25 protein-coding genes and 1 riboswitch are annotated in these 25,008 nt (G+C 62.9%); of the genes, 13 read left to right on the top strand and 12 right to left on the bottom strand.

The window, feature by feature from the left end; all coding sequences use genetic code 11:
• Positions 1 to 171: 171 nt before the first annotated feature.
• Entirely contained in the window at positions 172 to 624 is a 453-nt protein-coding gene (locus tag J5X93_RS02450; RefSeq protein WP_043207347.1) for a GNAT family N-acetyltransferase, read from the top strand.
• A gap of 34 nt (positions 625 to 658) precedes the next feature.
• On the opposite strand, the gene J5X93_RS02445 is transcribed toward J5X93_RS02450, so the two are convergent.
• From J5X93_RS02445 to tkt, 8 genes are all read right to left on the bottom strand, one after another.
• Positions 659 to 955 (bottom strand): winged helix-turn-helix domain-containing protein, encoded by a 297-nt coding sequence (locus J5X93_RS02445; protein ID WP_043207283.1) that lies wholly within the window; start codon positions 953 to 955, stop codon positions 659 to 661.
• A 12-nt stretch (positions 956 to 967) separates the two neighbouring features.
• Positions 968 to 1,468 (bottom strand): M48 metallopeptidase family protein, encoded by a 501-nt coding sequence (locus tag J5X93_RS02440; protein ID WP_070571097.1) that lies wholly within the window; start codon positions 1,466 to 1,468, stop codon positions 968 to 970.
• Between the two features lie 104 nt (positions 1,469 to 1,572).
• Positions 1,573 to 2,637, bottom strand: coding sequence for a class II fructose-bisphosphate aldolase (gene fba / locus J5X93_RS02435; protein ID WP_043207275.1), 1,065 nt, complete (start codon positions 2,635 to 2,637; stop codon positions 1,573 to 1,575).
• Between the two features lie 99 nt (positions 2,638 to 2,736).
• Positions 2,737 to 3,066, bottom strand: coding sequence for an MliC family protein (locus J5X93_RS02430; protein ID WP_090343235.1), 330 nt, complete (start codon positions 3,064 to 3,066; stop codon positions 2,737 to 2,739).
• 79 nt (positions 3,067 to 3,145) lie between these two features.
• On the bottom strand, positions 3,146 to 3,361 hold the full coding sequence (locus tag J5X93_RS02425) for a hypothetical protein (RefSeq protein ID WP_043207346.1): 216 nt from the start codon (positions 3,359 to 3,361) through the stop codon (positions 3,146 to 3,148).
• A gap of 32 nt (positions 3,362 to 3,393) precedes the next feature.
• Positions 3,394 to 4,557 (bottom strand): phosphoglycerate kinase, encoded by a 1,164-nt coding sequence (locus J5X93_RS02420; RefSeq protein ID WP_043207267.1) that lies wholly within the window; start codon positions 4,555 to 4,557, stop codon positions 3,394 to 3,396.
• Between the two features lie 12 nt (positions 4,558 to 4,569).
• Positions 4,570 to 5,631 (bottom strand): erythrose-4-phosphate dehydrogenase, encoded by a 1,062-nt coding sequence (gene epd / locus J5X93_RS02415; RefSeq protein ID WP_250034355.1) that lies wholly within the window; start codon positions 5,629 to 5,631, stop codon positions 4,570 to 4,572.
• Positions 5,632 to 5,779: 148 nt separating this feature from the next.
• Positions 5,780 to 7,777 carry a transketolase gene (tkt, locus tag J5X93_RS02410; protein WP_043207258.1) on the bottom strand — a complete coding sequence of 666 codons (1,998 nt, stop codon included), beginning with the start codon at positions 7,775 to 7,777 and terminating at the stop codon, positions 5,780 to 5,782.
• Between the two features lie 249 nt (positions 7,778 to 8,026).
• Here tkt and J5X93_RS02405 point away from each other — a divergent pair, with 249 nt between their 5' ends.
• From J5X93_RS02405 to J5X93_RS02385, 5 genes are all read left to right on the top strand, one after another.
• A complete protein-coding gene (locus J5X93_RS02405; protein ID WP_043207256.1) occupies positions 8,027 to 9,019 on the top strand; it encodes an ArsR/SmtB family transcription factor in 993 nt (330 codons plus the stop codon).
• Between the two features lie 20 nt (positions 9,020 to 9,039).
• Positions 9,040 to 10,230, top strand: coding sequence for a methionine adenosyltransferase (gene metK, locus J5X93_RS02400; RefSeq protein WP_043207253.1), 1,191 nt, complete (start codon positions 9,040 to 9,042; stop codon positions 10,228 to 10,230).
• A gap of 168 nt (positions 10,231 to 10,398) precedes the next feature.
• Positions 10,399 to 12,069, top strand: coding sequence for an NAD-dependent DNA ligase LigB (ligB, locus tag J5X93_RS02395; protein ID WP_250034353.1), 1,671 nt, complete (start codon positions 10,399 to 10,401; stop codon positions 12,067 to 12,069).
• A 60-nt stretch (positions 12,070 to 12,129) separates the two neighbouring features.
• Complete coding sequence (locus J5X93_RS02390; protein ID WP_250034351.1) at positions 12,130 to 12,525, top strand: DUF1090 domain-containing protein; 396 nt, start codon at positions 12,130 to 12,132, stop codon at positions 12,523 to 12,525.
• Positions 12,526 to 12,646: 121 nt separating this feature from the next.
• Positions 12,647 to 13,042, top strand: coding sequence for a DUF1090 domain-containing protein (locus tag J5X93_RS02385; RefSeq protein WP_102081301.1), 396 nt, complete (start codon positions 12,647 to 12,649; stop codon positions 13,040 to 13,042).
• 136 nt (positions 13,043 to 13,178) lie between these two features.
• Here J5X93_RS02385 and J5X93_RS02380 read toward each other — a convergent pair whose 3' ends face one another.
• On the bottom strand, positions 13,179 to 13,625 hold the full coding sequence (locus J5X93_RS02380; RefSeq protein WP_070571090.1) for a c-type cytochrome: 447 nt from the start codon (positions 13,623 to 13,625) through the stop codon (positions 13,179 to 13,181).
• Between the two features lie 116 nt (positions 13,626 to 13,741).
• Here J5X93_RS02380 and mltA point away from each other — a divergent pair, with 116 nt between their 5' ends.
• A complete protein-coding gene (mltA, locus tag J5X93_RS02375) occupies positions 13,742 to 14,893 on the top strand; it encodes a murein transglycosylase A (protein ID WP_090343247.1) in 1,152 nt (383 codons plus the stop codon).
• Positions 14,894 to 15,002: 109 nt separating this feature from the next.
• Here the strand turns inward: mltA and J5X93_RS02370 are convergent, their stop codons facing one another.
• Positions 15,003 to 15,389 (bottom strand): MAPEG family protein, encoded by a 387-nt coding sequence (locus J5X93_RS02370; protein ID WP_043207241.1) that lies wholly within the window; start codon positions 15,387 to 15,389, stop codon positions 15,003 to 15,005.
• Positions 15,390 to 15,419: 30 nt separating this feature from the next.
• Positions 15,420 to 16,253, bottom strand: coding sequence for an EamA family transporter (locus J5X93_RS02365; RefSeq protein WP_043207239.1), 834 nt, complete (start codon positions 16,251 to 16,253; stop codon positions 15,420 to 15,422).
• 214 nt (positions 16,254 to 16,467) lie between these two features.
• Here J5X93_RS02365 and J5X93_RS02360 point away from each other — a divergent pair, with 214 nt between their 5' ends.
• Positions 16,468 to 17,703: a cation:proton antiporter gene (locus J5X93_RS02360; RefSeq protein ID WP_043207237.1), complete on the top strand. Its 1,236-nt coding sequence runs from the start codon at positions 16,468 to 16,470 to the stop codon at positions 17,701 to 17,703.
• Between the two features lie 32 nt (positions 17,704 to 17,735).
• Here J5X93_RS02360 and J5X93_RS02355 read toward each other — a convergent pair whose 3' ends face one another.
• Complete coding sequence (locus J5X93_RS02355; RefSeq protein ID WP_043207235.1) at positions 17,736 to 18,137, bottom strand: acyl-CoA thioesterase; 402 nt, start codon at positions 18,135 to 18,137, stop codon at positions 17,736 to 17,738.
• A 179-nt stretch (positions 18,138 to 18,316) separates the two neighbouring features.
• A riboswitch (S-adenosyl-L-homocysteine riboswitch) is annotated at positions 18,317 to 18,412 on the top strand.
• A 21-nt stretch (positions 18,413 to 18,433) separates the two neighbouring features.
• Between J5X93_RS02355 and ahcY the strand changes: the two genes are divergently transcribed.
• From ahcY to rhlE2, 5 genes are all read left to right on the top strand, one after another.
• The gene (gene ahcY / locus J5X93_RS02350; protein ID WP_043207233.1) at positions 18,434 to 19,843 is read left to right on the top strand and encodes an adenosylhomocysteinase; all 1,410 of its coding nucleotides are present in this window, start codon (positions 18,434 to 18,436) and stop codon (positions 19,841 to 19,843) included.
• Positions 19,844 to 20,000: 157 nt separating this feature from the next.
• Positions 20,001 to 20,846 carry a methylenetetrahydrofolate reductase [NAD(P)H] gene (metF, locus tag J5X93_RS02345; protein ID WP_043207230.1) on the top strand — a complete coding sequence of 282 codons (846 nt, stop codon included), beginning with the start codon at positions 20,001 to 20,003 and terminating at the stop codon, positions 20,844 to 20,846.
• Between the two features lie 93 nt (positions 20,847 to 20,939).
• Positions 20,940 to 22,016 (top strand): hypothetical protein, encoded by a 1,077-nt coding sequence (locus tag J5X93_RS02340; RefSeq protein ID WP_182817045.1) that lies wholly within the window; start codon positions 20,940 to 20,942, stop codon positions 22,014 to 22,016.
• 48 nt (positions 22,017 to 22,064) lie between these two features.
• Complete coding sequence (locus tag J5X93_RS02335) at positions 22,065 to 22,853, top strand: substrate-binding periplasmic protein (protein ID WP_043207226.1); 789 nt, start codon at positions 22,065 to 22,067, stop codon at positions 22,851 to 22,853.
• 217 nt (positions 22,854 to 23,070) lie between these two features.
• Complete coding sequence (gene rhlE2, locus J5X93_RS02330) at positions 23,071 to 24,972, top strand: RNA helicase RhlE2 (RefSeq protein WP_250034349.1); 1,902 nt, start codon at positions 23,071 to 23,073, stop codon at positions 24,970 to 24,972.
• Positions 24,973 to 25,008: the final 36 nt, after the last annotated feature.

The raw sequence follows: 25,008 nt of genomic DNA, 5'->3' as shown, positions 1-25,008 counted from the left end.
ACTACAGGATGGGCAGATTACACAAAGCCCTCTCGGACGGCAGCCGACAAATGATATCAAATAGCCTCTATTTTGGCCGAATGCGGTTGAAGCCGTTTTTGGGCAATGTCTGACTCGTCGCCAGCGCCGGGATTTGCGATGATCGACCGCCCCTTCAAAGAGTTCATACCCATGTCCATCGAGTGGATCTGCAAGCACCATACCGACCTTGGCAAGGAGCAACTCTATGCCATCCTGCAGTTGCGCACTGAAGTCTTCGTGGTGGAGCAGCAATGCGCCTACCAGGAGGTCGACGGCCAGGACCTTTGCGCAGATACGCTGCACTTGATGGGTTGGGAACAAGACCGCTTGGTGGCCTACCTGCGCCTGCTCGACCCCCAATCCCAAGGCGGCGACGTGGTCATTGGCCGGGTGGTAACCGCCCCCGCCGCGCGCGGTGGCGGCCTGGGCCATCAGCTGTTGCTCAAGGGGCTGGAGTGCGCCGAGCACTGCTGGCCTGGGACACCGATCTACCTGTCGGCCCAGGCACATCTGCAGGCCTACTATGCGCGGCATGGATTCGAGGTGGCGGGAGAGCAGTACCTGGAGGATGGCATTGCGCATATCGGTATGCGCAAGGCTTGAGGCGAGAGGGCATCGAGCGGCTGGGGCGCTCAGGTCATGGATACCCCAGCACGTCCCTGATCTTGCGCAGGTGCTGGATGATCCACTGCTTGTCGATGGCACCCCAATCGTGGATGCGGTAGTGCCCGGCGTGATTACGCGCCCCGGCCTGCTGCTCGAATTCACAAACGATATCCAGGTCGGCCAGTGCGGCGATGGTGTCCTGTGCGGTGCGACGAGGCATGCCGGTAGCCTCCATCAGCGCCGGAACACTGGTTGCGGTCTGGCTGTCGATCAACCAGGCCACATAGAGACGCCGGTAGAAACTGCTCTTGGTCTTGCTCACATCCATGCTGCTCGATCCTCAGGTGGTGCCCGGCAGCTCCTGGTAGGTCAGGTAGACGCGCAGGTCGAATTCCAATTGATGATAGTCCGGCTCCATGTGCTGACAGAGCTGGTAGAACGCTTTGTTGTGGTCCCGCTCGCGCAGGTGCGCCAACTCGTGCACCACGATCATGCGTAGAAACTGGGGCGCCGCGTCCTTGAACAGCGAGGCGATGCGGATTTCCTTCTTGGCCTTGAGTTTGCCGCCCTGCACACGGGAGACAGCAGTGTTCAGGCCCAGGGCGCGATGGGTCAGATCCAGGCGGTTGTCGAACAGCACCTTGTCCAGATTCGGCGCACTGCGCAGGTATTGCTGTTTCAAGTCCTGGGCATAGCTGTACAGCGCTTTGTCGCTCTGTACGTCGTGTCGATCCGGGTAGCGCTGGCGCAGGTAATCGCCCAGGCGATCGGAGGCGATCATCTGGCGGACCTGCTCTTGCAGGTGAGGCGGGTAGGCTTGCAGGTAGCGTAATGCGGTCATTGCACGACGTTCAGCGAGAAGAACCGCGAGTGTATCCGATCCGCATCCAATATGAACGAGGGGCCGTTTCGCCAGCGCGAAACGGCCCCTCGTTCATGGCAGGATCAGTTGACCTTGGCGGCCAGCTCACCTTTGGCGTAACGCTGGAACATGCCCTCCAGGGAGATCGGCTTGATCTTGGAGGCGTTGCCGGCGGTACCGAAGGCTTCGTAACGGGCGATGCAGACATCACGCATGGCCTTCACGGTCTCGGCGAAGAACTTGCGTGGGTCGAACTCGCTCGGGTGCTGGGCCATGTAGCGACGGATGGCACCCGTGGAGGCCAGGCGCAGGTCGGTATCGATGTTGACCTTGCGCACGCCGTACTTGATGCCTTCGACGATTTCTTCGACCGGCACGCCGTAGGTTTCCTTGATATCACCGCCGTATTCGTTGATGACCTTCAGCCATTCCTGCGGCACCGAGGAAGAACCGTGCATGACCAGGTGGGTGTTGGGAATGCGCTTGTGGATTTCCTTGATCCGGTCGATGGCCAGGATGTCACCGGTTGGCGGCTTGGTGAACTTGTAGGCGCCGTGGCTGGTGCCGATGGCGATGGCCAGGGCGTCGACCTGGGTCTTCTTGACGAAGTCGGCGGCTTCTTCCGGGTCGGTCAGCATCTGGCTGTGATCCAGAGTGCCTTCGGCGCCGATACCATCTTCTTCACCGGCTTGGCCGGTTTCCAGGCTGCCCAGGCAACCCAGTTCGCCTTCGACGGACACGCCGCAGGCGTGGGCGAATGCCACGGTCTGCTGAGTGACGCGAACGTTGTACTCGTAGTCGGACGGGGTCTTGCCGTCTTCCTTGAGCGAGCCGTCCATCATCACCGAGCTGAAGCCCAGCTGGATGGAACGCTGGCAGACGTCAGGGCTGGTGCCGTGATCCTGGTGCATGCACACCGGGATGTGCGGGAACTCTTCGATCGCCGCCAGGATCAGGTGACGCAGGAACGGGGCACCAGCGTACTTGCGGGCGCCGGCCGAGGCCTGGACGATGACCGGGGAGTCGGTGGCATCCGCAGCTTCCATGATGGCGCGCATCTGCTCGAGGTTGTTGACGTTGAAAGCCGGAACGCCGTAGCCGAACTCGGCGGCGTGGTCCAGCATCTGGCGCATGCTAATGAGTGCCATTGTGTATCTCTCTCCCGACAAGCGTCGTTGTTTCGTGCAAGCCTGCCGCAGGGGCGGTTGCTGTTCAAGTAGTGTGGGCCACCGTCGCGGCCCGGCCAGTCACGGTGCCTTGCAGCCCCGCCCAATCAGATCGTTGGTCGCCACCCAATACACCAGGCCTTCGTCGCCCTTGGTGTGGAAGGCAAGTACCCCGTCGCTGTACAGCGCGCCCGAGGCGCCCGGCTCGGACTTGAGCCGGTAGACCTGGTCGCCGCCGCCTAGGCGTACGTCGACCGCATCCTGGCTCGCATCGGCGAATCGCCAGAGCACTTCGGCCTGGCTGTCGCAGACCCAGCGGGTCCAGTTGTCCGCCGAAGCGGATGGGGCCGGTTGCAGCAGCGAGCATCCTGCCAGGGTCGCCAGGGCCAATGCGGCCAGAAGCGCTTTCATCCAAAAACCTCGTCGTGGATCCGCTACGCGGCCCCTAATCCAAGACCACAAAACCCAACCTTGGTTGCCTGGCGCCCGATCAAGGGCAGCCCGGCGCCTGGCGCTGGTGTTCGTCGTCGTACTTTTCCAGGCCCTCCGGGCCCATGCGCTTGTTGATGACCGGCGCGGTTTCCGCCTGCCACTGAGACTGGTAGCAGCCGCCCTTGGGCGGCTGCGACGGCTCGGTATCGGCAGACTTGCTGGAGCAGGCGCCCAGCAACAGGGCCAGGATCATCACAGGCAATTGCTTGACCATCAGGTCGCTCCCTTTGCCAGGCGCCGCCATACTCAGGCCTTGGCCCGCTCTTCCAGGATAGCCACGGCGGGCAGGACCTTGCCTTCGACGAATTCGAGGAACGCGCCGCCACCGGTAGAAATGTAGGAGATATCAGCGCCTACGCCATATTTGTCGATGGCCGCCAGGGTGTCACCGCCACCGGCGATGGAGAAGGCGGCGCTGTCGGCGATGGCCTTGGCCAGCACTTTGGTACCGTTGCCGAACTGGTCGAACTCGAACACGCCGACCGGGCCGTTCCACAGAATGGTCTTGGACGACTTGAGCAGCTCGGCGAACTGTTCGGCAGTCTTCGGGCCGATATCCAGGATCATGTCGTCATCGGCCACATCGGCGATGGACTTGACGGTGGCTTCGGCGCTCTCGGCGAACTCCTTGGCAACCACTACGTCCACCGGCAGCGGCACGCTGACCTTGGCGGCGATCGCCTTGGCGGTGTCGACCAGGTCAGGTTCGTACAGCGACTTGCCGACCTTGTGGCCCGCCGCGGCGAGGAAGGTGTTGGCGATGCCGCCACCGACGATCAGTTGATCGCAGACCGTGCTCAGGCTGTTGAGCACATCCAGCTTGGTGGAGACCTTGGAGCCGGCGACGATGGCGGCCATCGGTTTGGCCGGGGCTTTCAGGGCCTTGCCCAGGGCATCGAGTTCGGCCGCCAGCAGCGGGCCTGCAGCCGCAACCTTGGCGAACTTGGCAACCCCGTGGGTCGAACCCTCGGCGCGGTGGGCGGTACCGAAGGCATCCATGACGAATACGTCGCACAGGGCGGCGTACTTTTGCGCCAGCTCGTCGGCGTTCTTCTTCTCGCCCTTGTTGAAGCGCACGTTCTCGAACAGCACCAGATCGCCGGCCTTGACCTCGACACCGTCCAGGTAGTCAGCGACCAGCGGCACGTCGCGGCCCAGGGCCTTGCTCAGGTAATCAGCCACCGGCTTGAGGCTGTTCTCGGCGGAGAACTCGCCTTCGGTGGGGCGACCCAGGTGCGAGCAGACCATGACGGCAGCGCCCTTCTCAAGGGCCAGCTTGATGGTCGGCAGCGCGGCCAGGATACGCGCATCGCTGGCTACCACACCGTCTTTCACAGGGACGTTGAGGTCTTCGCGGATCAGTACGCGCTTACCTTGCAGGTCGAGGTCGGTCATCTTCAACACGGTCATGAATGCAGTCCTTCAGGGCTGTTTGGTGCGGGTTTGGTGGACGACGTGCAGGAAATGACCGGCAACGTCGAGCATACGGTTGGCGAACCCCCATTCGTTGTCGAACCAGGCCAGCAGGTTCACCAGGCGGGGGCCGGAAACACGGGTCTGGCTGGCATCGACGATGGCCGAATGCGGGTCATGGTTGAAATCACAACTGGCGTGGGGCAGCTCGGTATAGGCCAGCAGCCCTTTCAGCGGGCCGTTCAGCGCAGCCTCGCGCAACACCCGGTTGACCTCTGCCGCGTTGGTATCACGGGCGGTCTGCAGGGTGATGTCCAGGCACGAGACGTTGACGGTCGGCACGCGTACGGCTTTGGCCTGGATTCGACCGGCAAGTTCCGGAAGCAGGCGCTCGATGCCGCGCGCCAGACCAGTGGACACCGGGATCACCGACTGGAATGCCGAACGGGTGCGGCGCAGGTCCTCATGGTGATAGGCATCGATCACCGGCTGGTCGTTCATCGCCGAGTGAATGGTGGTGATCGACACATACTCGATGCCAAACGCCTGGTCCAGCACGCGCAACAGCGGCACGCCGCAGTTGGTGGTACAGGAGGCGTTGGACACCAGGCGCTCCTCGCCGCTCAGGCAGTCCTGGTTAATGCCATAGACCACCGTGGCGTCGACATCCGCTTCACTGGACATCGGCTGGGAGAACAGCACCCGCGGCGCGCCGGCATCGAGAAAGCGCTGGGCATCGGCACGAGTGTTGTAGGCCCCGGAGCACTCCAGCACCAGATCGACGCCCAGCGCCGCCCAGTCGATGCCCTCCGGGGTGACGCTGCGCAGGACCTTCACACAGTCGCCATTGATGTGCAGGCAGTCGCCGTCAACCCTCACCTCGCCAGGGAATCGCCCGTGGGTGGAGTCGAAACGGGTCAAGTATTCGAGGCTGGCCTGATCGGCCAGGTCGTTCAGCGCGACGATCTCGAAGCCGGCGTCCGCTCCTCGCTCGAACAGTGCGCGCAAGACACAACGACCGATACGGCCGTAACCGTTGAGTGCAACTTTGTAGGGACGCGGATGGGGCATTCGATACTCACGGAACAGATCTATTGTCAGCAGCCTGCGGGATTGCGGTGTGGCATTCGCAGGCAAGCCCGCTCCCACAGGGATACACGACCACCGTGGGAGCGGGCTTGCCCGCGAATCGGGGCGACACCGCCCGCAGATCCTTACATCAGTCTTCCAGCAGCTCTTCAGCGGTACCCAGAATGTTCTCCAGGGTGAAGCCGAATTCCTCGAACAGTGCGGAGGCCGGCGCCGACTCACCGTAGGTGGTCATACCGATGACGCGGCCTTCCAGGCCCACGTACTTGTACCAGAAGTCCGCGTGGGCAGCCTCGATGGCGATACGCGCACCGACTTCCAGCGGTAGAACGGACTGCTTGTAGGCGGCGTCCTGGGCGTCGAACACGCTGGTGCACGGCATGGAAACCACACGCACCTTGCGGCCCTGCTCGGTCAGCTTGGCATGCGCCTGGACCGCCAGCCCCACTTCGGAACCGGTGGCGATCAGCAGCAGCTCAGGCTCGCCGGCGCAATCCTTGAGGATGTAGCCGCCGCGGCTGATGTTGGCGATCTGCTGGGCATCGCGCTCCTGGTGCTGCAGGTTCTGACGGGAGAAGATCAACGCCGATGGGCCGTCCTTGCGCTCCAGGGCCTGCTTCCAGGACACGGCGGATTCCACCGCGTCGGCTGGACGCCAAGTGTCCAGGTTCGGCGTGCTGCGCAGGCTGGTCAGCTGCTCGATCGGCTGGTGGGTCGGGCCGTCTTCGCCCAAGCCGATGGAGTCGTGGGTATAGACATGGATGACGCGCTGCTTCATCAGGGCGGACATGCGTACCGCGTTGCGGGCGTATTCCATGAACATCAGGAAGGTCGCGCCATAAGGCACCAGGCCGCCGTGCAGGGCGACGCCGTTCATGATGGCGGTCATGCCGAACTCGCGCACACCGTAGAACACGTAGTTGCCGCTGGCGTCATCGGCGCTGACGCCTTTGCAGCCCTTCCACAGGGTCAGGTTGGAGCCTGCCAGGTCAGCCGAGCCGCCAAGGAACTCAGGCAGCAGCGGGCCGAAGGCATTCAGGGCGTTCTGGCTGGCCTTGCGGCTGGCGATGGTTTCACCCTTGGCGGCGACTTCGTTGATGTAGGCCTGGGCCTTCTCGGCGAAGTCGGCCGGCAGCTCGCCGCGTTCACGGCGCTTGAACTCGGCGGCCAGCTCAGGGTAGGCCTTGGCATAGGCGTCGAAGCGCTGGTTCCAGTCGGCTTCGAGCTTGGCGCCGGCGGCTTTGGCGTCCCATTCTGCGTAGATGTCGGCCGGAATCTCGAACGGACCGTGGTTCCAGTTCAGTTCCTTGCGGGCCAGGGCGATTTCATCGTTGCCCAACGGCGCGCCGTGGCAGTCTTCCTTGCCCTGCTTGTTGGGCGAACCGAAGCCGATGATGGTCTTGCAGCAGATCAGGGTCGGGCGATCGCTCTTGCGGGCGGTCTCGATGGCAGTCTTGATCTCGTCGGCGTCATGACCATCGACGTTGCGGATCACCTGCCAGTTGTACGCCTCGAAGCGCGCCGGGGTGTTGTCGGTGAACCAGCCGTGCACTTCGCCGTCGATGGAGATGCCGTTGTCGTCGTAGAAGGCGATCAGCTTGTTCAGGCCCAAGGTGCCGGCCAGGGACGCGACTTCGTGGGAGATACCTTCCATCATGCAGCCGTCGCCCAGGAACACGTAGGTGTGGTGGTCGACGATGGTGTGGCCTTCACGGTTGAATTGGGCCGCCAGGACTTTTTCCGCCAGGGCGAAGCCCACGGCGTTGGCGATACCCTGGCCCAGCGGGCCGGTGGTGGTCTCGACGCCTGCGGTGTAGCCGTACTCCGGGTGACCCGGCGTGCGACTGTGCAGTTGACGGAAGGCCTTGAGGTCGTCGATCGACAGGTCGTAGCCGGTCAGGTGCAGCAGCGAGTAGATGAGCATCGAGCCGTGGCCATTGGACAGCACGAAGCGGTCGCGGTCGGCGAATTTCGGATTGCTCGGGTTGTGCTTCAGGTAATCGCGCCAAAGCACTTCGGCGATATCCGCCATGCCCATGGGGGCACCTGGGTGGCCGCTGTTGGCCTTTTGCACGGCATCCATGCTGAGGGCACGAATGGCGTTGGCACGTTCACGACGGCTGGGCATCGCTGAGTCTCCTGGGGATTGAAAAGGTAGTGAAACGAAAAAGGCCGCCATTTTCGCCCACAGGCGGGGCCGGGGGCAAACTTTTCCAGCCACAGGCGACAAGCTCGACACTGCAAGCAGAGGTAGATCGGCGCCCGATCTGCTCCAACCTTGCAGCTTGCCCCCTGCAGACCGCAGCTCATCGCCAATATCAAAACTTTTTGATATTGCTATTGCTACGACAGCATCCCCTGTCTAGACTGCCGCCTCATGAACCAAAGCGCGCCCATCACCCCTCAACGCAGCGACGAGCTGGCCGCCCTGTGCAAGGCCGGCGGCGACCCGCTGCGCCTGAACGTGCTGCGCGCGCTGGCCAGCGACTCGTTTGGCGTGCTGGAGCTCGCACAGATTTTCGACATCGGCCAATCGGGCATGAGCCATCACCTCAAGGTACTGGCCCAGGCTGAACTGGTGGCCACGCGCCGCGAGGGCAATGCGATTTTCTACCGCCGCGCCTTGCCCGACAGCCTGCGCTTGGGCGGTCGCCTGCACGCAGCCCTGCTCGAAGAGGTGGACGGCCTGGCCCTGACGCAGGACGTGCAGGCCCGTATCGCCCAGGTGCAACAACGCCGCGCCGCCACCAGCCAGGACTTTTTCCTGCGCGTGGAAGAAAAGTTTCGCGCCCAGCAAGACCTGATCGCCGGCCTGCCGCAGTACCGCGACAGCCTGCTGGCTCTGCTCGACAACCTCAGTTTCGGCCCCGAGGCCAGCGCGCTGGAAGTCGGTCCAGGCGATGGCGGCTTCCTGCCGGACCTGGCACGGCGCTTCAATCAGGTCACGGCCCTGGACAACAGCTCGACCATGCTCGAATTGGCCCGCCAGGTCTGCGAGCGCGAAGGGCTGGATAATGTAAACCTGCAGTTGGCCGATGCACTGGGTGCAACGGATGTGGAAGCCGACTGCGTAGTGCTGAACATGGTGTTGCACCATTTCAGCGACCCGGCCCTGGCCCTGCGCCTGCTGGCCAAACGGGTGAAAGCGGGCGGCAGCCTGCTGGTCACCGAGCTGTGCAGCCATGATCAGAGCTGGGCGCGGGAAGCCTGCGGCGATCTCTGGTTGGGCTTCGAGCAGGAAGACCTGGCCCGTTGGGCCCGGGTAGCGGGGCTAGTACCCGGGGACAGCCTCTATGTGGGCTTGCGTAACGGTTTCCAGATTCAGGTCCGCCATTTCCAGCGGACGACTGGCGACACTCACCATCGGTAAATTTTTAGGAACCCGTCGAGATGAGCGAATACTCCCTTTTCACTTCCGAGTCCGTGTCCGAAGGGCATCCGGACAAGATCGCCGACCAGATTTCGGACGCGGTCCTTGATGCAATCATCGCCCAGGACAAATACGCCCGCGTTGCTTGCGAAACCCTGGTCAAGACCGGTGTCGCCATCATTGCCGGTGAAGTGACCACCTCCGCCTGGGTCGACCTGGAGGAGTTGGTGCGCAAAGTCATCATCGACATCGGCTACAACAGCTCCGACGTCGGCTTCGACGGCGCGACCTGCGCCGTGATGAACATCATCGGCAAACAGTCGGTGGACATCGCCCAGGGCGTCGACCGCTCCAAGCCGGAAGACCAGGGTGCGGGCGACCAGGGCCTGATGTTCGGCTACGCCAGCAACGAAACCGACGTCCTGATGCCTGCCCCGATCTGCTTCTCCCATCGCCTGGTGGAGCGCCAGGCCGAAGCGCGCAAGTCCGGCCTGCTGCCGTGGCTGCGTCCGGACGCCAAGTCTCAGGTCACCTGCCGTTACGAAAACGGCAAGGTCGTGGGTATCGATGCCGTGGTCCTGTCGACCCAGCACAACCCGGAAGTCTCCTACAAAGATCTGCGTGAAGCCGTCATGGAGCTGATCGTCAAGCACACCCTGCCTGCCGAACTGCTGCACAAGGACACCCAGTTCCACATCAACCCGACCGGCAACTTCATCATTGGTGGCCCAGTGGGCGACTGCGGCCTGACCGGTCGCAAGATCATCGTCGACTCCTACGGCGGCATGGCGCGTCACGGTGGCGGCGCGTTCTCCGGAAAGGACCCGTCCAAAGTCGACCGCTCGGCAGCCTACGCCGGCCGCTACGTGGCCAAGAACATCGTTGCCGCAGGCCTGGCCGACCGTTGCGAGATCCAGGTGTCCTACGCCATCGGCGTGGCCCAGCCGACCTCCATTTCGATCAACACCTTCGGCACCGGCAAGATCGCCGACGACAAGATCGTACAATTGGTCCGCGAGTGCTTCGACCTGCGCCCGTACGCCATCACCACCATGCTCGACCTGCTGCACCCGATGTACCAGGAAACCGCTGCCTATGGTCACTTCGGCCGTATCCCACAGCAGAAGACCGTCGGCAACGACACCTTCACCACCTTCACCTGGGAACGCACCGACCGCGTCGACGCCCTGCGCGCCGCAGCCGGCCTGTAAGGGTAAGCGGCTGATTGCAGGCCGCACGCTACAGGTTGCAAGGAAAAGCCCCTGCCGAGTGATCGGCAGGGGCTTTTTCGTGACATATCGACTGACAACTCCGCCCGCCGCCCTGGCCTGCGATTGCCTAGGCTGAGCATTCCCTCCTGCCAAGCAAGGATGCTGGCCATGCCCCCAATGCTCATCGCTGCATTGCTCATACTTCTGCCGATCGTCAGTCAAGCCGACGTCTGTCCATCCTGGCCCCCGGCCCGTGCCCACGAGGAAATCACCCGACTGCGCGAAACCCTGGCCACCTGGGACGACCAGTACCACCGCCAAGGCCATTCACCCGTGGCGGACGAACTCTACGACCAGAGCCGGCAGCGCCTGCACGCGTTGCAAATCTGCTTCGACCTGCCAGGCAGCGATGATCCGCTGGCCAGCGCCCGCGGCGCCCTACCTCACCCGATACCTCACACCGGCGTGATCAAACTGGCCGATGAACAGGCAGTGGTAGCTTGGCTGCAAGGCAAGCGCGATGTCTGGATACAACCGAAGGTGGATGGCGTCGCAGCGTCGTTGGTGTACCGCGAAGGGCGCTTGGTGCAGTTGCTCAGCCGCGGTGATGGCCTTCTGGGACATGATTGGAGTCGCCATATTCCCCACCTGAGCGGCATCACTCGGCAACTGCCGGAGCCGATCGACCTCGTGCTGCAGGGCGAACTCTATTGGCGTCGGGACAATCACACGCAAGCTCTGGCCGGCAGCGCCAACGCCCGCGGTACGGTGGCAGGCCTCCTGGCGCGCAAGAGCCTGGATGATGCCCAAGGTGGCGGCATCGGTCTGTTCGTTTGGGATTGGCCCGATGGGCCGCCCCGTCAGGCCGACCGCCTGTCACGGCTGGCGCAGCTCGGCTTTGCCGATAGCCAGCGCTACAGCGTCGCCATCGAGACCTTCGACCAAGCCTCGCACTGGCGCCAGCATTGGTACCGCTCAGCCCTGCCCTTCGCGACCGATGGCGTGATTCTGCGCCAGGACAGTCGGCCGCCGGCCAAACGCTGGCGGGCCAAGCCGCCCTCCTGGATAGCGGCCTGGAAGTACCCATTCCAACAAGCCCTGGCCGAGGTGCGCGAGGTGCGCTTTCGGGTAGGACGGACCGGTCGCATCACGCCCATGCTGCACCTGCACCCGGTCGTATTGGATGACCGCCGCATCAGCCTGGTCAGCCTCGGTTCGCTGGCCCGCTGGCAGCGGCTGGACATACGCCCTGGTGACCAAGTGGCGATCACCCTGGCCGGGCTGACCGTGCCGCGACTGGAAAGCGTGGTGCACCGCTCGACGCACCGGGAGCCCGTGGCGCCGCCGGACGCCACACAGCACCATCCACTCAGTTGCTGGCGGCCCGACGACACCTGCAAGGAGCAGTTCCTCGCCCGCCTGGCCTGGTTGAGCGGCCGCCAGGGTTTGCAGATGCCCAACCTTGGCTCCGCCACCTGGGCGCGCCTGGTGGAAAGCGGGGCCGTGAGCAGCCTGCATGACTGGCTGGCCTTGGAGCGCGACGACCTGCAGCGCATATCGGGCATCGGCACGGCGCGTGCAGAGCAGTTGCTGCAAGCCTTTGCCAATGCTCGGCAGCAACCGTTCGAGCGCTGGTTGCGGGCCCTCGGTGTCCCGGCTCCGCGCAACCTCCCACTGGGACCGGATTGGCAGACCCTCGCGGCCAAGCGCCGTGAACAATGGCTGGCCGAGCCCGGTATCGGCCCTGGACGCGCCGCGCAACTGGAGGCGTTCTTCACGGATGAAACGCTGGCCCTGCTGGCCATGCAATTGCGCGCACACGCAATCCAGGGTTTCTAATTTCGTCAGATCAGGGCAGCATTTCGTTTTCCGCTGTCCTGCCTTCGAATGGAGTCCCCGATGAAATTGCCTTCGTCTCTTGCACTGTCCGCTTTGCTCAGCATCGCCGCCAGCCCTCTGCTGGCCGCCGAAGAGCAGCCTGGGCTGACAGGCTGCGCGGCCAAGCGCCAGGCTATCAGCGAACAGCTCGAACAAGCGCGCAGCCATGGCAACAGCGAGCAGCAGGCCGGCCTGGAAAAGGCCCTGGCCGAAGTCACCGAACACTGCACCGATTCCAGCCTGCGCAAGGAGCGTGAGCAGAAGGTCCTCGAGGCCCGCCACGAAGTGAACCAGCGCACCAAGGACCTGGACAAGGCCATGAAGAAAGGCGACCCGGAGAAGATCAACAAGCGCAAGGAAAAGCTCGCCGAGGCCAAGAAGGAGCTGCAAGAAGCCGTCGATGGACTGGAGCGCTGAGTCAGTCACGCCGGAGTAGGGTTTTTCTGAAAGCGATGTAGCACCCGTTTCCAGGGTTCACTCGGCAAACGGTTGTAGGCACTATCCCCTACAAATTTTGTTGCTATTGAAGGAAGTGTTCATGAAAGCCCGTTCCGCCCTGACAATTCTGGCCATCCTCGGCCTGGCCGCTGGCACTGCGCAGGCAGCGCAGCCCGCCCCAGGCCTGACCGGTTGCGCGGCCAAACGCAGCGCCATCGAGAACCAGCTCGAATACGCCCGCAAGCACAACAATTGGGGTCAGATCCGTGGCCTGGAAAAAGCCTTGAAGGAAAACGCCGCCCACTGCACCGATGCCGGCCTGAAACACGAGCGTGAAGCCAAGGTCGCCGAGGCCAAGGCGGAAGTGGCTGAACGCAAGGGAGACCTCGCCGAGGCTCATGCCAAGGGCGACAAGGACAAGATCGCCAAGCGCGAGCGCAAGCTTGCAGAGTCCCAGGCTGAACTCAAGCAGGCCGAGCTGGAGCTGGACAAGTGACATCGGCTCCCTGGGCTACCGCTGAGAGGGGCAGTGCACGGTAGTTGTGCCCCTGCATATCGGGGCCGTTGCGCGGCCCTTCGCAGTTTCCCGCAGGCATTGCGGGAAGCAGCCTCAAGCCCGGCCATGCGGGCAATCAATGATTGCGAAATTCCGTGTGGCAGGCCTTGCATGCGGCCTCGACCTTGTCCATTGGCGCCTTCAGGCTTGCCGCCTCCAGTGGCTGGTCACGGGTCACGCTGACGAGCTCGCCCGTCACCCCTTCCAATTGCCGAGCCAAATCCTGGAAACGCGCCTGACGCTCCCACACCTCAGGCCGCGCGCTGCTGTCACCTTCATCCTTGACCTGCGGAAAATGCTGCCACGGCTCGCGGGACAGACCATCGAGCTTCACCGCACCCTCGGCGAACCGGGCGCCGTCAAACGGTAATCGTCCCCGCAGCATGCCGCCCATATCCTCGCTGGTCTTGAGCATTTGCTTGAAGATCGCCTTGCGCTGACCCAGTGGTGAGTTAGGATCGACACGGTCACAGGCCGCCAGGGACAGGCCGACCAACAGCAGAACGGTGAAACATTTCAACATCACGGTCACATTGGCAGAGGGAAAGGGCCGACAGTATCCTCGCCTGCTCGACAAAGACCAATACCCCCACGAAAAACATGGGCAGCCGTACAGGCCGCCCATTCAAGGATTCAACCATGAGATCTGCTCTGCGCCACCTTGCCTGGGCGCTTCCCACCCTGGCCCTGCTGGCCGGTTGCAACGGCGGCGAGAATGCCAAACCCGAACCCCACGCCGTGGCGACCTACGCCCCGGCCACCTGGCAAGACCTGCCAAGCGTCAGCGACGACGACCTGTTGGCCGGTTTCCAGGCCTGGCGCAATGGATGCGAAAAGCTCAAGCGTGACCCGGTCTGGGCCGCTACCTGCGAGGCCGCGGCCCGCATGCCTGAAGACGCCGCCCAGATCCGTGCCTTCCTACAGCAGAACCTATCGGTCTACGGCCTGCGTTCAGCGCAGAACAACGCCCACGGCCTGATCACCGGTTACTACGAACCGGTCTACCCCGGAAGCCTCAGCCGTACCGAGACCGCCCACGTGCCGGTGTACGGTATCCCCGAAGACATGATCGTGGTCGACTTGGCCAGCATCTACCCGGAACTAAAAGGCAAACGCCTGCGCGGGCGCCTCGATGGCCGCGTGCTCAAGCCCTACGACACCGCTGAAGTGATCAACCGCGACGGCGTGAAAGCGCCGGTACTGGCCTGGCTGACCGATCCGATGGACCTGCAATTCCTGCAGATCCAGGGCTCCGGGCGCATTCAGCTAGAAGACGGACGCCAACTGCGCCTGGGCTACGCCGACCAGAACGGCCATCCCTACCGTCCCATCGGTCGCTGGCTGGTGGAGCAAGGCCAGTTGAAGAAAGAAGACGTGACCATGGGCAGCATTCACGCCTGGGCCCAGGCCAACCCGCAGCGGGTTCCCGAGCTGCTGGCCAGCAACCCCAGCTACGTATTCTTTGGCACCCGTCCAGACAGCAATGAAGGCCCGCGCGGCTCGTTGAACGTGCCGTTGACCGCCGGTTACAGCGTCGCCATCGATCGCAAGGTGATCCCCCTGGGCAGCCTGCTGTGGCTGTCCACTACCCGTCCGGATGGTAGCCCGGTGGTGCGTCCGGTGGGCGCCCAGGACACCGGCGGCGCCATCACCGGCGAGGTCCGCGCAGACCTGTTCTGGGGAACTGGCCCGCAGGCCGGCGAACTGGCAGGGAACATGAAGCAGCCAGGGCAGATCTGGATGCTGTGGCCCAAGGGCGCGGCGCTGCCTGAGGTGCCGAAAGTCCCTTGATCAGGGTTGGATGCTTCGCGGCGGAACCCGCTCCCACAAGCCTGCACAGACCTCAAGACCCACAGTGCCATGGGGGAGCGGGTTTAACCGCGAAGAGCGCGACACGCTTTCAGATGGAAACCACGAAAAACGCAATGATCAGCGCCAGCCCGGCAAACCACACCAGTGAACGCAGGATGGCCAGGTCGGCCAGGTAGCAGATGATGAAGAGTAGGCGACTGGTGATGTACAGCACCGCCAGTACATCCTGCGTCACCTGCTCCGCGTTACCGACGATATCGGCAACGAGCACCGCGGCAGCAAAAGCGGGAAAGGCCTCGAAGCCGTTCTGCTGGGCGGCATGGGCACGGCGTGGCAGGCCCGACAAGGTATCGAGGAAGGCGCGCGGATCGTGGTTTTCACGCAAGCCGAAACGGCCACTGCTCAGTTTCGCCGTCAACCCACACAGCGGCGGCAGGATCATGGCAATCAGGATGCACCACAGGGCAACGGTCATGGAAAGGACTCCTTGTTCAAATGATCGGTTTCAGAGCTTCATCACCAGCATGCCAGCCAGGACCAGCCCGCAAGCTAGGAGTCTTGGCCCGCCAAAAGGTTCTTTGAGGTAGCGCATGCCCAGCAGCACCACGAGGATCACGCTCAGCTCCCGCAATGCCGCCGCTTCGGCAACCGACCCCAGGTGCATGGCCCATAGCACCAGGGCATAGCTCAACAACACGCACAACCCCACCGCCAACCCCAGGCGCCACTGGGTGCGCCAGAACAACACGAACGGCGCCCGCCGCGCCACGCTTGCCAGCAACGGAAACGGCCAAGCACTGAGCAAGGTCAACCACACCAGGTAATCCAACGGCTTGCCCCAGATTTGCACGGCCCTGCCGTCGAACCAGGTGTAGCAACCGATGCACAGACCGATCAGCGCGACCACTGGCAGCATCGACCACGGCAGCCGATCCCCGCCGCCGCCCTGCCAGAGCAGGCAGGCCATGCCGCACGGAATCAGCAGGATGCCAATGATCTGCTTGTCGCTGAGCGATTCTCCGGCAAAGGCCAGCGTCAGCCCCAGCACCACCAAGGGCGACAGGCCGCGCATCAGAGGATAGACCAGCCCCAGATCGCCAACCCGATACGCCTGGATCAACAAAAAGCGGTACAGCTGCTCGGCCAGCGCCGATGCGAGCAACCAAGGCCAGATGTGCGCCGGAGGAATGTCTACGAACGCCACCGCCGCCACGGCGAAGGCGAGGGCTACCAGGTCCATGCTGGCAATCACCAGCAAACGCTCGCCACTGAATTTGATCAGGGTATTCCAAGTCGCGTGGAGCAGGGCCGCGACCAAAACCAGCGAAGTTGCCAACACGGGAGGGTCCTTGCACAGAGTCCAGGCCCTCGTTGGCCTGATTGTCCGACACTATATCGATTTCCAGCCCTAATGTAGGAATCAGCGCCCTGTCCGGCGGAACGAATCTTTCGGATCGGGTCATAAGGTGTGTCCCGAAACGCTCACCAGACCATCAAAGAACTGCCCGAGCATTTCGGGTAACGACTTGGAAGCCACTGTCACAGGATTTCGGATGCTTGAACTTGTTGCCGCTTTTATCTGCCTGACCACCCTCCTCACCTACGTCAATTACCGCTTCATCGGCCTGCCGCCGGCCATCGGCGTGATGGTCACCGCCCTGCTGTTCTCCTTGATCCTGCAAGGCCTGAGCCTGATCGGCTTCCCCGGCCTGGAAGCGCGCGTCGAGGGGCTGATGAACCAGATCGATTTCAACGACCTGTTGATGCACTGGATGCTGTCGTTCCTGCTGTTCGCCGGCGCGCTGCACGTCAACCTCGCCGATTTGCGCAGCTACCGCTGGCCGATCGGCCTGCTGGCCACCTTCGGAGTACTGATCGCCACGCTGGTCATCGGCTATCTGGCCCATTGGGTTTTCTCGATGTTCGGTTGGAACGTGCCGCTGATCTACTGCCTGCTGTTCGGCGCGCTGATCTCCCCCACCGACCCGATCGCCGTACTCGGCGCACTGCGTACCGCCAATGCCTCCAAGCCACTCAAGACTACGATCGTGGGCGAGTCGCTGTTCAATGACGGCACGGCGGTGGTGGTATTCACCGTCCTGCTGGGCATCGTCCAGCTCGGCGAGGCGCCAAGCTTTGCCGACACCGCCTTGCTGTTCGCCCGAGAAGCCATTGGCGGGATCGCCTTTGGCGGTGTGATTGGTTACGCCACCTATCGCATGATCAAGAGCGTCGAGCAGTACCAGGTCGAGGTGATGCTGACCCTGGCATTGGTGATCGGCGGCTCGGCCATGTGCTACGAGCTGCATGTGTCGGCGCCGATCGCAATGGTGGTGGCCGGCCTGATCATCGGCAACCTGGGGCGTAACCTAGCGATGAACGACATGACCCGTCGCTACATGGACGGTTTCTGGGAATTGATCGACGACATGCTCAATGCCCTGCTGTTCGCCCTGATCGGCCTGGAATTGTTACTACTGCCGTTCAACTGGCTGCACCTGGCCGCCGGGAGCGTGCTGGCCGTGGCAGTGCTGCTGTCGCGCCTGCTGACCGTGGCGCCTGCGATCGTATTGCTGCGCCGCTGGCGCAGCGTGCCCAAGGGGACTGTCCGCGTACTGACCTGGGGAGGTTTGCGCGGCGGAGTGTCGGTGGCCCTGGCGCTGTCGCTGCCCGCTGGCGCCGAGCGTGACCTGCTGCTGTCGATCACCTACATCGTGGTGCTGTCTTCGATCCTGGTGCAGGGGTTGAGCATCGGGCGGGTGGTGCGCGGGGTTACTGCACAGCCTTGAGGCTTTTGGGGCTGCTTTCGCGGCCCCCGATGTCATTCCACCGCGGTATCGGGGAACTGGTCCTGGATGTACTTGATCTCGGTTCGCCCATGGGGGGCCGGCAGGCCGTCCTCGCCCAGGTTGACGAAGACCATCTTGTCGACGGTCAGGATGCTTTTACGGGTGATCTTGTTGCGCACTTCACACTTGAGAGTGATGGACGTACGGCCGAACTCGGTGGCGGTAATGCCCAGCTCGATGATGTCGCCCTGACGCGAGGCACTGACAAAGTTGATTTCCGACATGTACTTGGTGACCACGCGCTGGTTGCCCAACTGGACGATGGCGTAGATCGCCGCCTCTTCGTCGATCCAGCGCAGCAAGCTGCCACCGAACAGGGTGCCGTTGGGATTGAGGTCTTCGGGTTTTACCCATTTGCGGGTGTGGAAATTCATCGGTACTCCTGACCTGCTTGGCTAACGTAGGGTAATGATGGCAGAGCCTTTGGCACCTCTCCATTGAACATCGACTATCGTCTCGATTAAGCGACAGAAAACCTTGGGCGTGGCACGACGCCACGGCTATAATCCCTGCCGATTCACATGGCCACCCGCCGCGGGGGCCATCCCGCCACCCATCCGAGGGGCGCTGCAGCAGGCTCGGCCTGTCAGGCTCGGTTGGGGCGTTGTCCGCACTGCGGACGCCTAACGCACAACGGCGCCCATTCGCACACTACGAATGGAGGCTCTCGATGAGCGCTGTAAACACGCCTGCAGGTTTTTCCGACTTCAAGGTCGCCGACATTTCCCTGGCCGACTGGGGCCGCAAGGAAGTCATCATCGCCGAATCGGAAATGCCCGCGCTGATGGGCCTGCGTCGCAAGTACCAGGCTGAGCAACCGCTCAAAGGCGCCAAGATCCTGGGCTGCATCCACATGACCATCCAGACCGCCGTGCTGATCGAGACCCTGGTCGCCCTGGGTGCCGAGGTGCGCTGGTCGTCGTGCAACATCTTCTCGACCCAGGACCAGGCCGCTGCCGCCATCGCCGCCGCCGGCATTCCGGTTTTCGCCTGGAAGGGCGAGACCGAGCAGGAGTACGAATGGTGCATCGAGCAGACCATCCTCAAGGACGGTCAGCCATGGGACGCCAACATGGTTCTGGACGACGGCGGTGACCTGACCGAAATCCTGCACAAGAAGTACCCGGCGATGCTGGAGAAGATCCACGGCATCACCGAAGAAACTACCACTGGCGTGCACCGTCTGCTGGACATGCTGGCCAAGGGCGAGCTGAAAGTTCCGGCGATCAACGTCAACGACTCGGTCACCAAGAGCAAGAACGACAACAAATACGGTTGCCGTCACAGCCTCAACGATGCCATCAAGCGTGGTACCGACCACCTGCTGTCGGGCAAGCAAGCCCTGGTGATCGGCTACGGAGACGTGGGCAAGGGCTCGGCCCAGTCCCTGCGTCAGGAAGGCATGATCGTCAAGGTCACCGAAGTCGACCCGATCTGTGCCATGCAGGCCTGCATGGACGGCTTCGAAGTCGTCTCGCCGTTCAAGGACGGTATCAACACCGGCACCGAGGCCGGCATCAACAAAGACCTGCTGGGCCGCATCGACCTGATCGTCACCACCACCGGTAACGTCAACGTCTGCGACGCCAACATGCTCAAGGCCCTGAAGAAGCGCGCCGTTGTCTGCAACATCGGTCACTTCGACAACGAGATCGACACCGCCTTCATGCGCAAGAACTGGGCATGGGAAGAGGTCAAGCCGCAGGTTCACAAGATCCACCGTACCGGCGCTGGCACCTTCGATCCGCAGAACGACGACTACCTGATCCTGCTGGCCGAGGGCCGCCTGGTGAACCTGGGCAACGCCACTGGCCACCCAAGCCGCATCATGGACGGCTCGTTTGCCAACCAGGTGCTGGCCCAGATCTTCCTGTTCGAGCAGAAGTTCGCCCAACTGCCTGCCGCACAAAAGGCCGAGCGCTTGACCGTGGAAGTACTGCCCAAGAAACTCGACGAAGAAGTGGCCCTGGAAATGGTCCGCGGCTTCGGCGGCGTGGTCACCCAGCTGACCCCGCAGCAGGCCGAATATATCGGCGTGACCGTCGAAGGCCCGTTCAAGCCGGACACCTACCGCTACTAAGCGGCAAGCTTCAAGCGGCAAGCAGCGGCAGAGCGCGCCGATGCCGCTTGAAGCCCAGGCTAAGGAATCTTGAACGATGCCAAGCCAGATCGGCCATCACCGATCTGGCTTTTACTTGCAGCTTGCCGCGTGAGGCGGGCTGCACGAGGAACGAGTGATGTCACAAGAACGCCGCTACAGTTTCGAGTTTTTCCCCACCAAGACCGATGCCGGCCATGAAAAGCTGATGGCGGTCGCTCGCCAGCTGGCGGGCTACAACCCCGATTTCTTCTCCTGCACCTACGGTGCCGGTGGTTCCACCCGCGATCGCACCCTGAACACGGTGCTGCAGCTGGAAAGCGAAGTGAAGATTCCTGCCGCGCCACACTTGTCTTGCGTCGGTGACAGCAAGGAAGAGCTGCGCGCCCTGATCGCCCAGTACAAGGCAGCAGGCATCAAGCGCATCGTTGCCCTGCGCGGCGACCTCCCGTCGGGCATGGGCATGGCCTATGGCGAGCTGCGCTATGCCAGCGACCTGGTCGAGTTCATCCGCCAGGAAAGCGGCGATCACTTCCATCTGGAAGTCGCGGCCTACCCGGAGATGCACCCTCAGGCGCGCAATTTCGAGTCCGATCTCACCAACTTCGTGCACAAGGTCAAGGCCGGTGCAAACAGCGCCATCACCCAGTACTTCTTCAATGCCGAGAGCTACTTCTATTTCGTAGAGCGCGTGCAGAAGATGGGTGTGGACATCCCGGTCGTGCCCGGCATCATGCCGATCACCAACTACAGCAAGCTGGCGCGCTTCTCCGACGCCTGCGGTGCTGAGATCCCCCGCTGGATTCGTAAGCAGCTGGAAGCCTATGGCGACGACACCGCCAGCATCCAGGCGTTCGGCGAAGAGGTGATCACCCGCATGTGCGAGCAGTTGCTCCAAGGCGGCGCACCGGGCCTGCACTTCTACACGTTGAACCAGGCCGAGCCGAGCCTGGCGATCTGGAACAACCTGAAGCTGCCGCGCTGACATATTTCGCTAACAGGTCCTTAAGGCAGCTTTAAGGCTTAGGTATTAGGCTAAAACCTTTCATCCAGCCTTAGACCTGTTAGCGAGCCGCCCATGCAGCCTTTGCCTTCCTCGACACCTCAGCTCATCTATCTAGCGTTCGGTGCAAAGACCTACCATCAGGAAGCTTGCTTCAGCATCATCAGCGCCCTCGCCCAGCTGAAAGAGTCCGGCAGCCAAGCCCTGGACATCCAGGTCCATACCGACGACCCCGCGCCCTACGCGAAACTCCCGGTCACCGTTCACCTTATTTGCGATGCCACGCGCGCGGCCTGGGCCCAACCCCATGGCTACCATTTTCGCAGCAAGCATGTTCTGTTACGCCAGGCCCTCGAGCAGCATTCCCAGGCGGTGCTGATCGACACCGACACCTTCTTCCGCCAATCGCCGATGGAACTGCTGCGTCGCGTCAAGCCCGGCCATCTGCTGTGCAACGCCATCTGCGCACGCTATGGCGAAAACCCGAACACCGACCTGTACCAAGGCCTGCGCAACATCCTGCACGCGCGCGGCCTGGCGGATGACCACATGAACCTGGTCAACTCCGGCGTCATCGGCCTTGCGGCAGAGGATTCAGGAGCACTCGACCAATCGATCGCGCTGATGGACGAGTTCCACCCCATCGTCCCCAACGCCTATACCCTCGAAGAGTTCTGTCTGGCCGTGGCGGCCTATCGCACGCTGACGCTGACCGACTGCACCGACGTCATCCACCACTACTGGAGCCGCAAGGACCTGTTCCGCGCCAAGATCCAGGCCTGGTTGCACAAGCACGGGGATGACCCTCTGGGCGAGGCCGCCCTGGCCGACGTAGCCCTGGTCAACGACCGCCTGCCAAAACCGCCCACCTTGCATCGCCTGGGATACAAGGCCCTGAGCCTGACACTGCCCCGCCACCAACGCCAATTTGCTCGGGAGTTGCTGTACGGCTGCTACCCCTATGCCAACGAATTCGATCGGGCCTGTACCTTCGCCTGGTGGGACAAGGCACTGGAAAATCTTCAGCAACGCCAAGGGCGCCTGAACAGCGAACAACTGCACCAATTGTTGCACCACCCTGGCTTACGTCTGTCTTTGGGGAGCAAGTATCAGGACGTGCGGGATCATCTGCTCAAGCCTGACAAAGGCTGACGACAGGCTTCACTGGCCTCGGACACACATTGGACGTACGCTGCCGCCATGCCTGACTTAACCCCCCTTCTTTGCGCCCTGCTGCTCGTCTGCCTGAGCCCGTTTGCCAAGGCGGAGCGCCTGCGCTTGGTTAGCGATGACTGGGCGCCCTATATCTACTGGCACGAAGGCCAGCCCAAAGGCATCGACTACGAAGTCGCCAACGAAGTGCTCAAGCGACTCGGCATCGATGTCGACTGGCAACTGCTGCCCTGGAAACGCTGTCTCGCCATGGTGGAGCAAGGTGCGGCCGACGGTGTGCTGGACATCTTCCAGGTCGATTCGCGCAAACCGTTCATGGTCTACCCGGACGAGGCACTCTCGGAGGTTGAGTTCGTGCTGTTCCAGGCCGACGCCAGGCCTCACGCCATCGAACGCCTGAAAGACCTTGCGGGCCTTACCGTAGGGACCTCGCCGGGCTACACCTACAGCCGGGCGTTCAGCGAGTCCTTCCTGTTTCGTCGAGAGCCGGCGCCCACCCATGAGGCGAATTTCGGCAAGTTGATGCTCGGGCGCATCGATCTACTGGTGACAGACCGCCGTGCGGGGCGCCTGTTGCGGCGGCAATTGGGGCTCGAGGGACAGGTTCAGGAGCTACCCTTGGTAATCAGCCGACACCCTCAATACTTGGGACTTGCGAACAAACCCGGAAGGGAACGCTTGGCACAGGCGTTCGCCGACGAGCTGCGACGCTTCAAGCAAGACCCTGCGTATGCGGCCATCAATGCCCGTTACGACAGCGACCTCGGCAATATTCCTGACGCCGTTGAGCAGCACGAACACAGCAGAGCGCGATAGCTCTGTTATACTCGGGCCTTCCCGCCCGGCTCACGCCCGGACGCTCGGCCTCGCAACAGGCATCTCGACCCGTCGGCAACGCACCCAGTGCCGCCCGCCGCCTCCCGGATGCGCAGTGAATGCCCAGCTGGACCGGACGCGATCGCATCTCGCCGATGCCCGTCGCGCCAGGCAGATCATCCCATCGGGCCCAGCCCCCACGAGAACAGGATTGCCCATGTCCTTTGCTTCCCTCGGTCTCTCCGAGGCTCTTGTCCGCGCTATCGAGGCTGCGGGCTATACCCAGCCCACTCCGGTGCAACAGCGGGCCATTCCCGCCGTGTTGCAAGGTCGCGACCTGATGGTCGCTGCCCAGACAGGTACTGGTAAAACCGGCGGTTTTGCACTGCCGATCCTCGAGCGTCTGTTTCCCGGTGGCCACCCTGACAAGTCCCAGCGCCACGGCCCGCGTCAGCCTCGCGTACTGGTGCTGACCCCGACCCGCGAGCTGGCAGCTCAGGTACACGACAGCTTCAAGGTTTATGCCCGTGATCTGAACCTGATCAGCGCCTGCATCTTTGGCGGCGTCGGCATGAATCCGCAGATCCAGGCCATGGCCAAGGGCGTCGATGTCCTGGTCGCCTGCCCGGGCCGCCTGCTCGATCTGGCCGGCCAAGGCAGCGTGGACCTGTCCCATGTGGAAATCCTAGTGCTCGACGAAGCCGACCGCATGCTCGACATGGGCTTCATCCACGACGTCAAGAAAGTCCTTTCCCGCCTGCCGGCCAAACGTCAGAACCTGCTGTTCTCGGCGACCTTCTCCAAGGACATCACTGACCTTGCCGACAAGCTGCTGCACAACCCCGAGCGCATCGAAGTCACGCCGCCGAACACCACGGTCGAGCGTATCGAGCAACGTGTCTATCGCCTGCCGGCTAGCCACAAGCGTGCCCTGCTGGCCCACCTGATCACCCTCGGCGCCTGGGAGCAGGTGCTGGTATTCACCCGTACCAAGCATGGCGCCAACCGCCTGGCCGAGTACCTGGAAAAGCACGGCCTGAGCGCTGCCGCGATTCACGGCAACAAGAGCCAGAACGCCCGCACCAAGGCCCTGGCCGACTTCAAGGCCAACACCGTGCGCGTGCTGGTCGCCACCGATATCGCCGCCCGCGGCCTGGATATCGACCAACTGCCTCACGTGGTCAACTTCGAGCTGCCTAATGTCGAGGAAGATTACGTCCACCGCATCGGCCGTACCGGTCGAGCGGGCCGTTCGGGCGAAGCCATCTCCATGGTCGCGCCGGATGAAGAAAAACTGCTCAAGAGCATCGAGCGGGTCACCAAGCAGAAGATCCCGGACGGCGACCTGATGGGCTTCGACCCAAGCCAGGTGGAAGCCGAGAAGCCGGAAGTGCGCGAACGTCCGCAGAACAACGGTCGTGGTGGCCGCAATCAGCAGCGCGCCGAAGGCAGCAAGGACGGCAGCGGCGGTCGCAAGGACAAAGGCAAGGATAAAGGCAAGGCCAAGCAGCACGCCGCCGAGAAGCCAGCCGAGCAGGAAAAGTCCGGCGAGAAATCCCAGCAACAGCGCAAGTCGCGCAACAAGAAACCCCGCCAGCAGCAAGCGGCCCAAGGCCAGAGCGGCATGCCGTCGGTTCCGGTGGACCGTGATCCAGAAGAATTCCTGGACGACGACATCGACAACTTCGGCAACCGCGCCGACTACGTCAGCCCCTACCAAAACGCCAAGAACCAAGGCCGTAACCGTCGTCCAGGCGGCGGCCAGGGTCAAGGCCAAGGGCAGGGCCAACGCAACGGCAGCGGCCAGCCACGCAACAGTGGCGGCGGCCAGCGCAAAGGCCAAGGTCAGAGCCAGGGGCAAGGTTCCGGCGAGAAACGCACCCGCAACAACAACGGCGGTGCACGCCGCGACAATAATGGCGGCGGCCGAAACCGCTCCTCGAGCCGTGACGACTTCTCCCGCCAAGAGCCAGCCGTTCGCAGCCCGCGTGAAACCCCTCAGCCGGTGATCATCCGCAAGGAGTCCAAGCTCGATCGCTATCCGACACCGGAGCAACTCGATGACTTGCCGAGCCGCCCACGCGGTGAGCGTCCTGCTTTGCTGACCCGCAAGGGCTGAGTCCAGCACCGCGCAAACGAAAACGCCGCCCAATGG

The organism is Pseudomonas sp. BYT-1, assembly GCF_023611805.1.
GTDB lineage: Bacteria > Pseudomonadota > Gammaproteobacteria > Pseudomonadales > Pseudomonadaceae > Aquipseudomonas > Aquipseudomonas guariconensis.
Note: the sequence above shows the minus strand (reverse complement) of the source record. Positions and strands in the feature narration are given on the sequence as shown.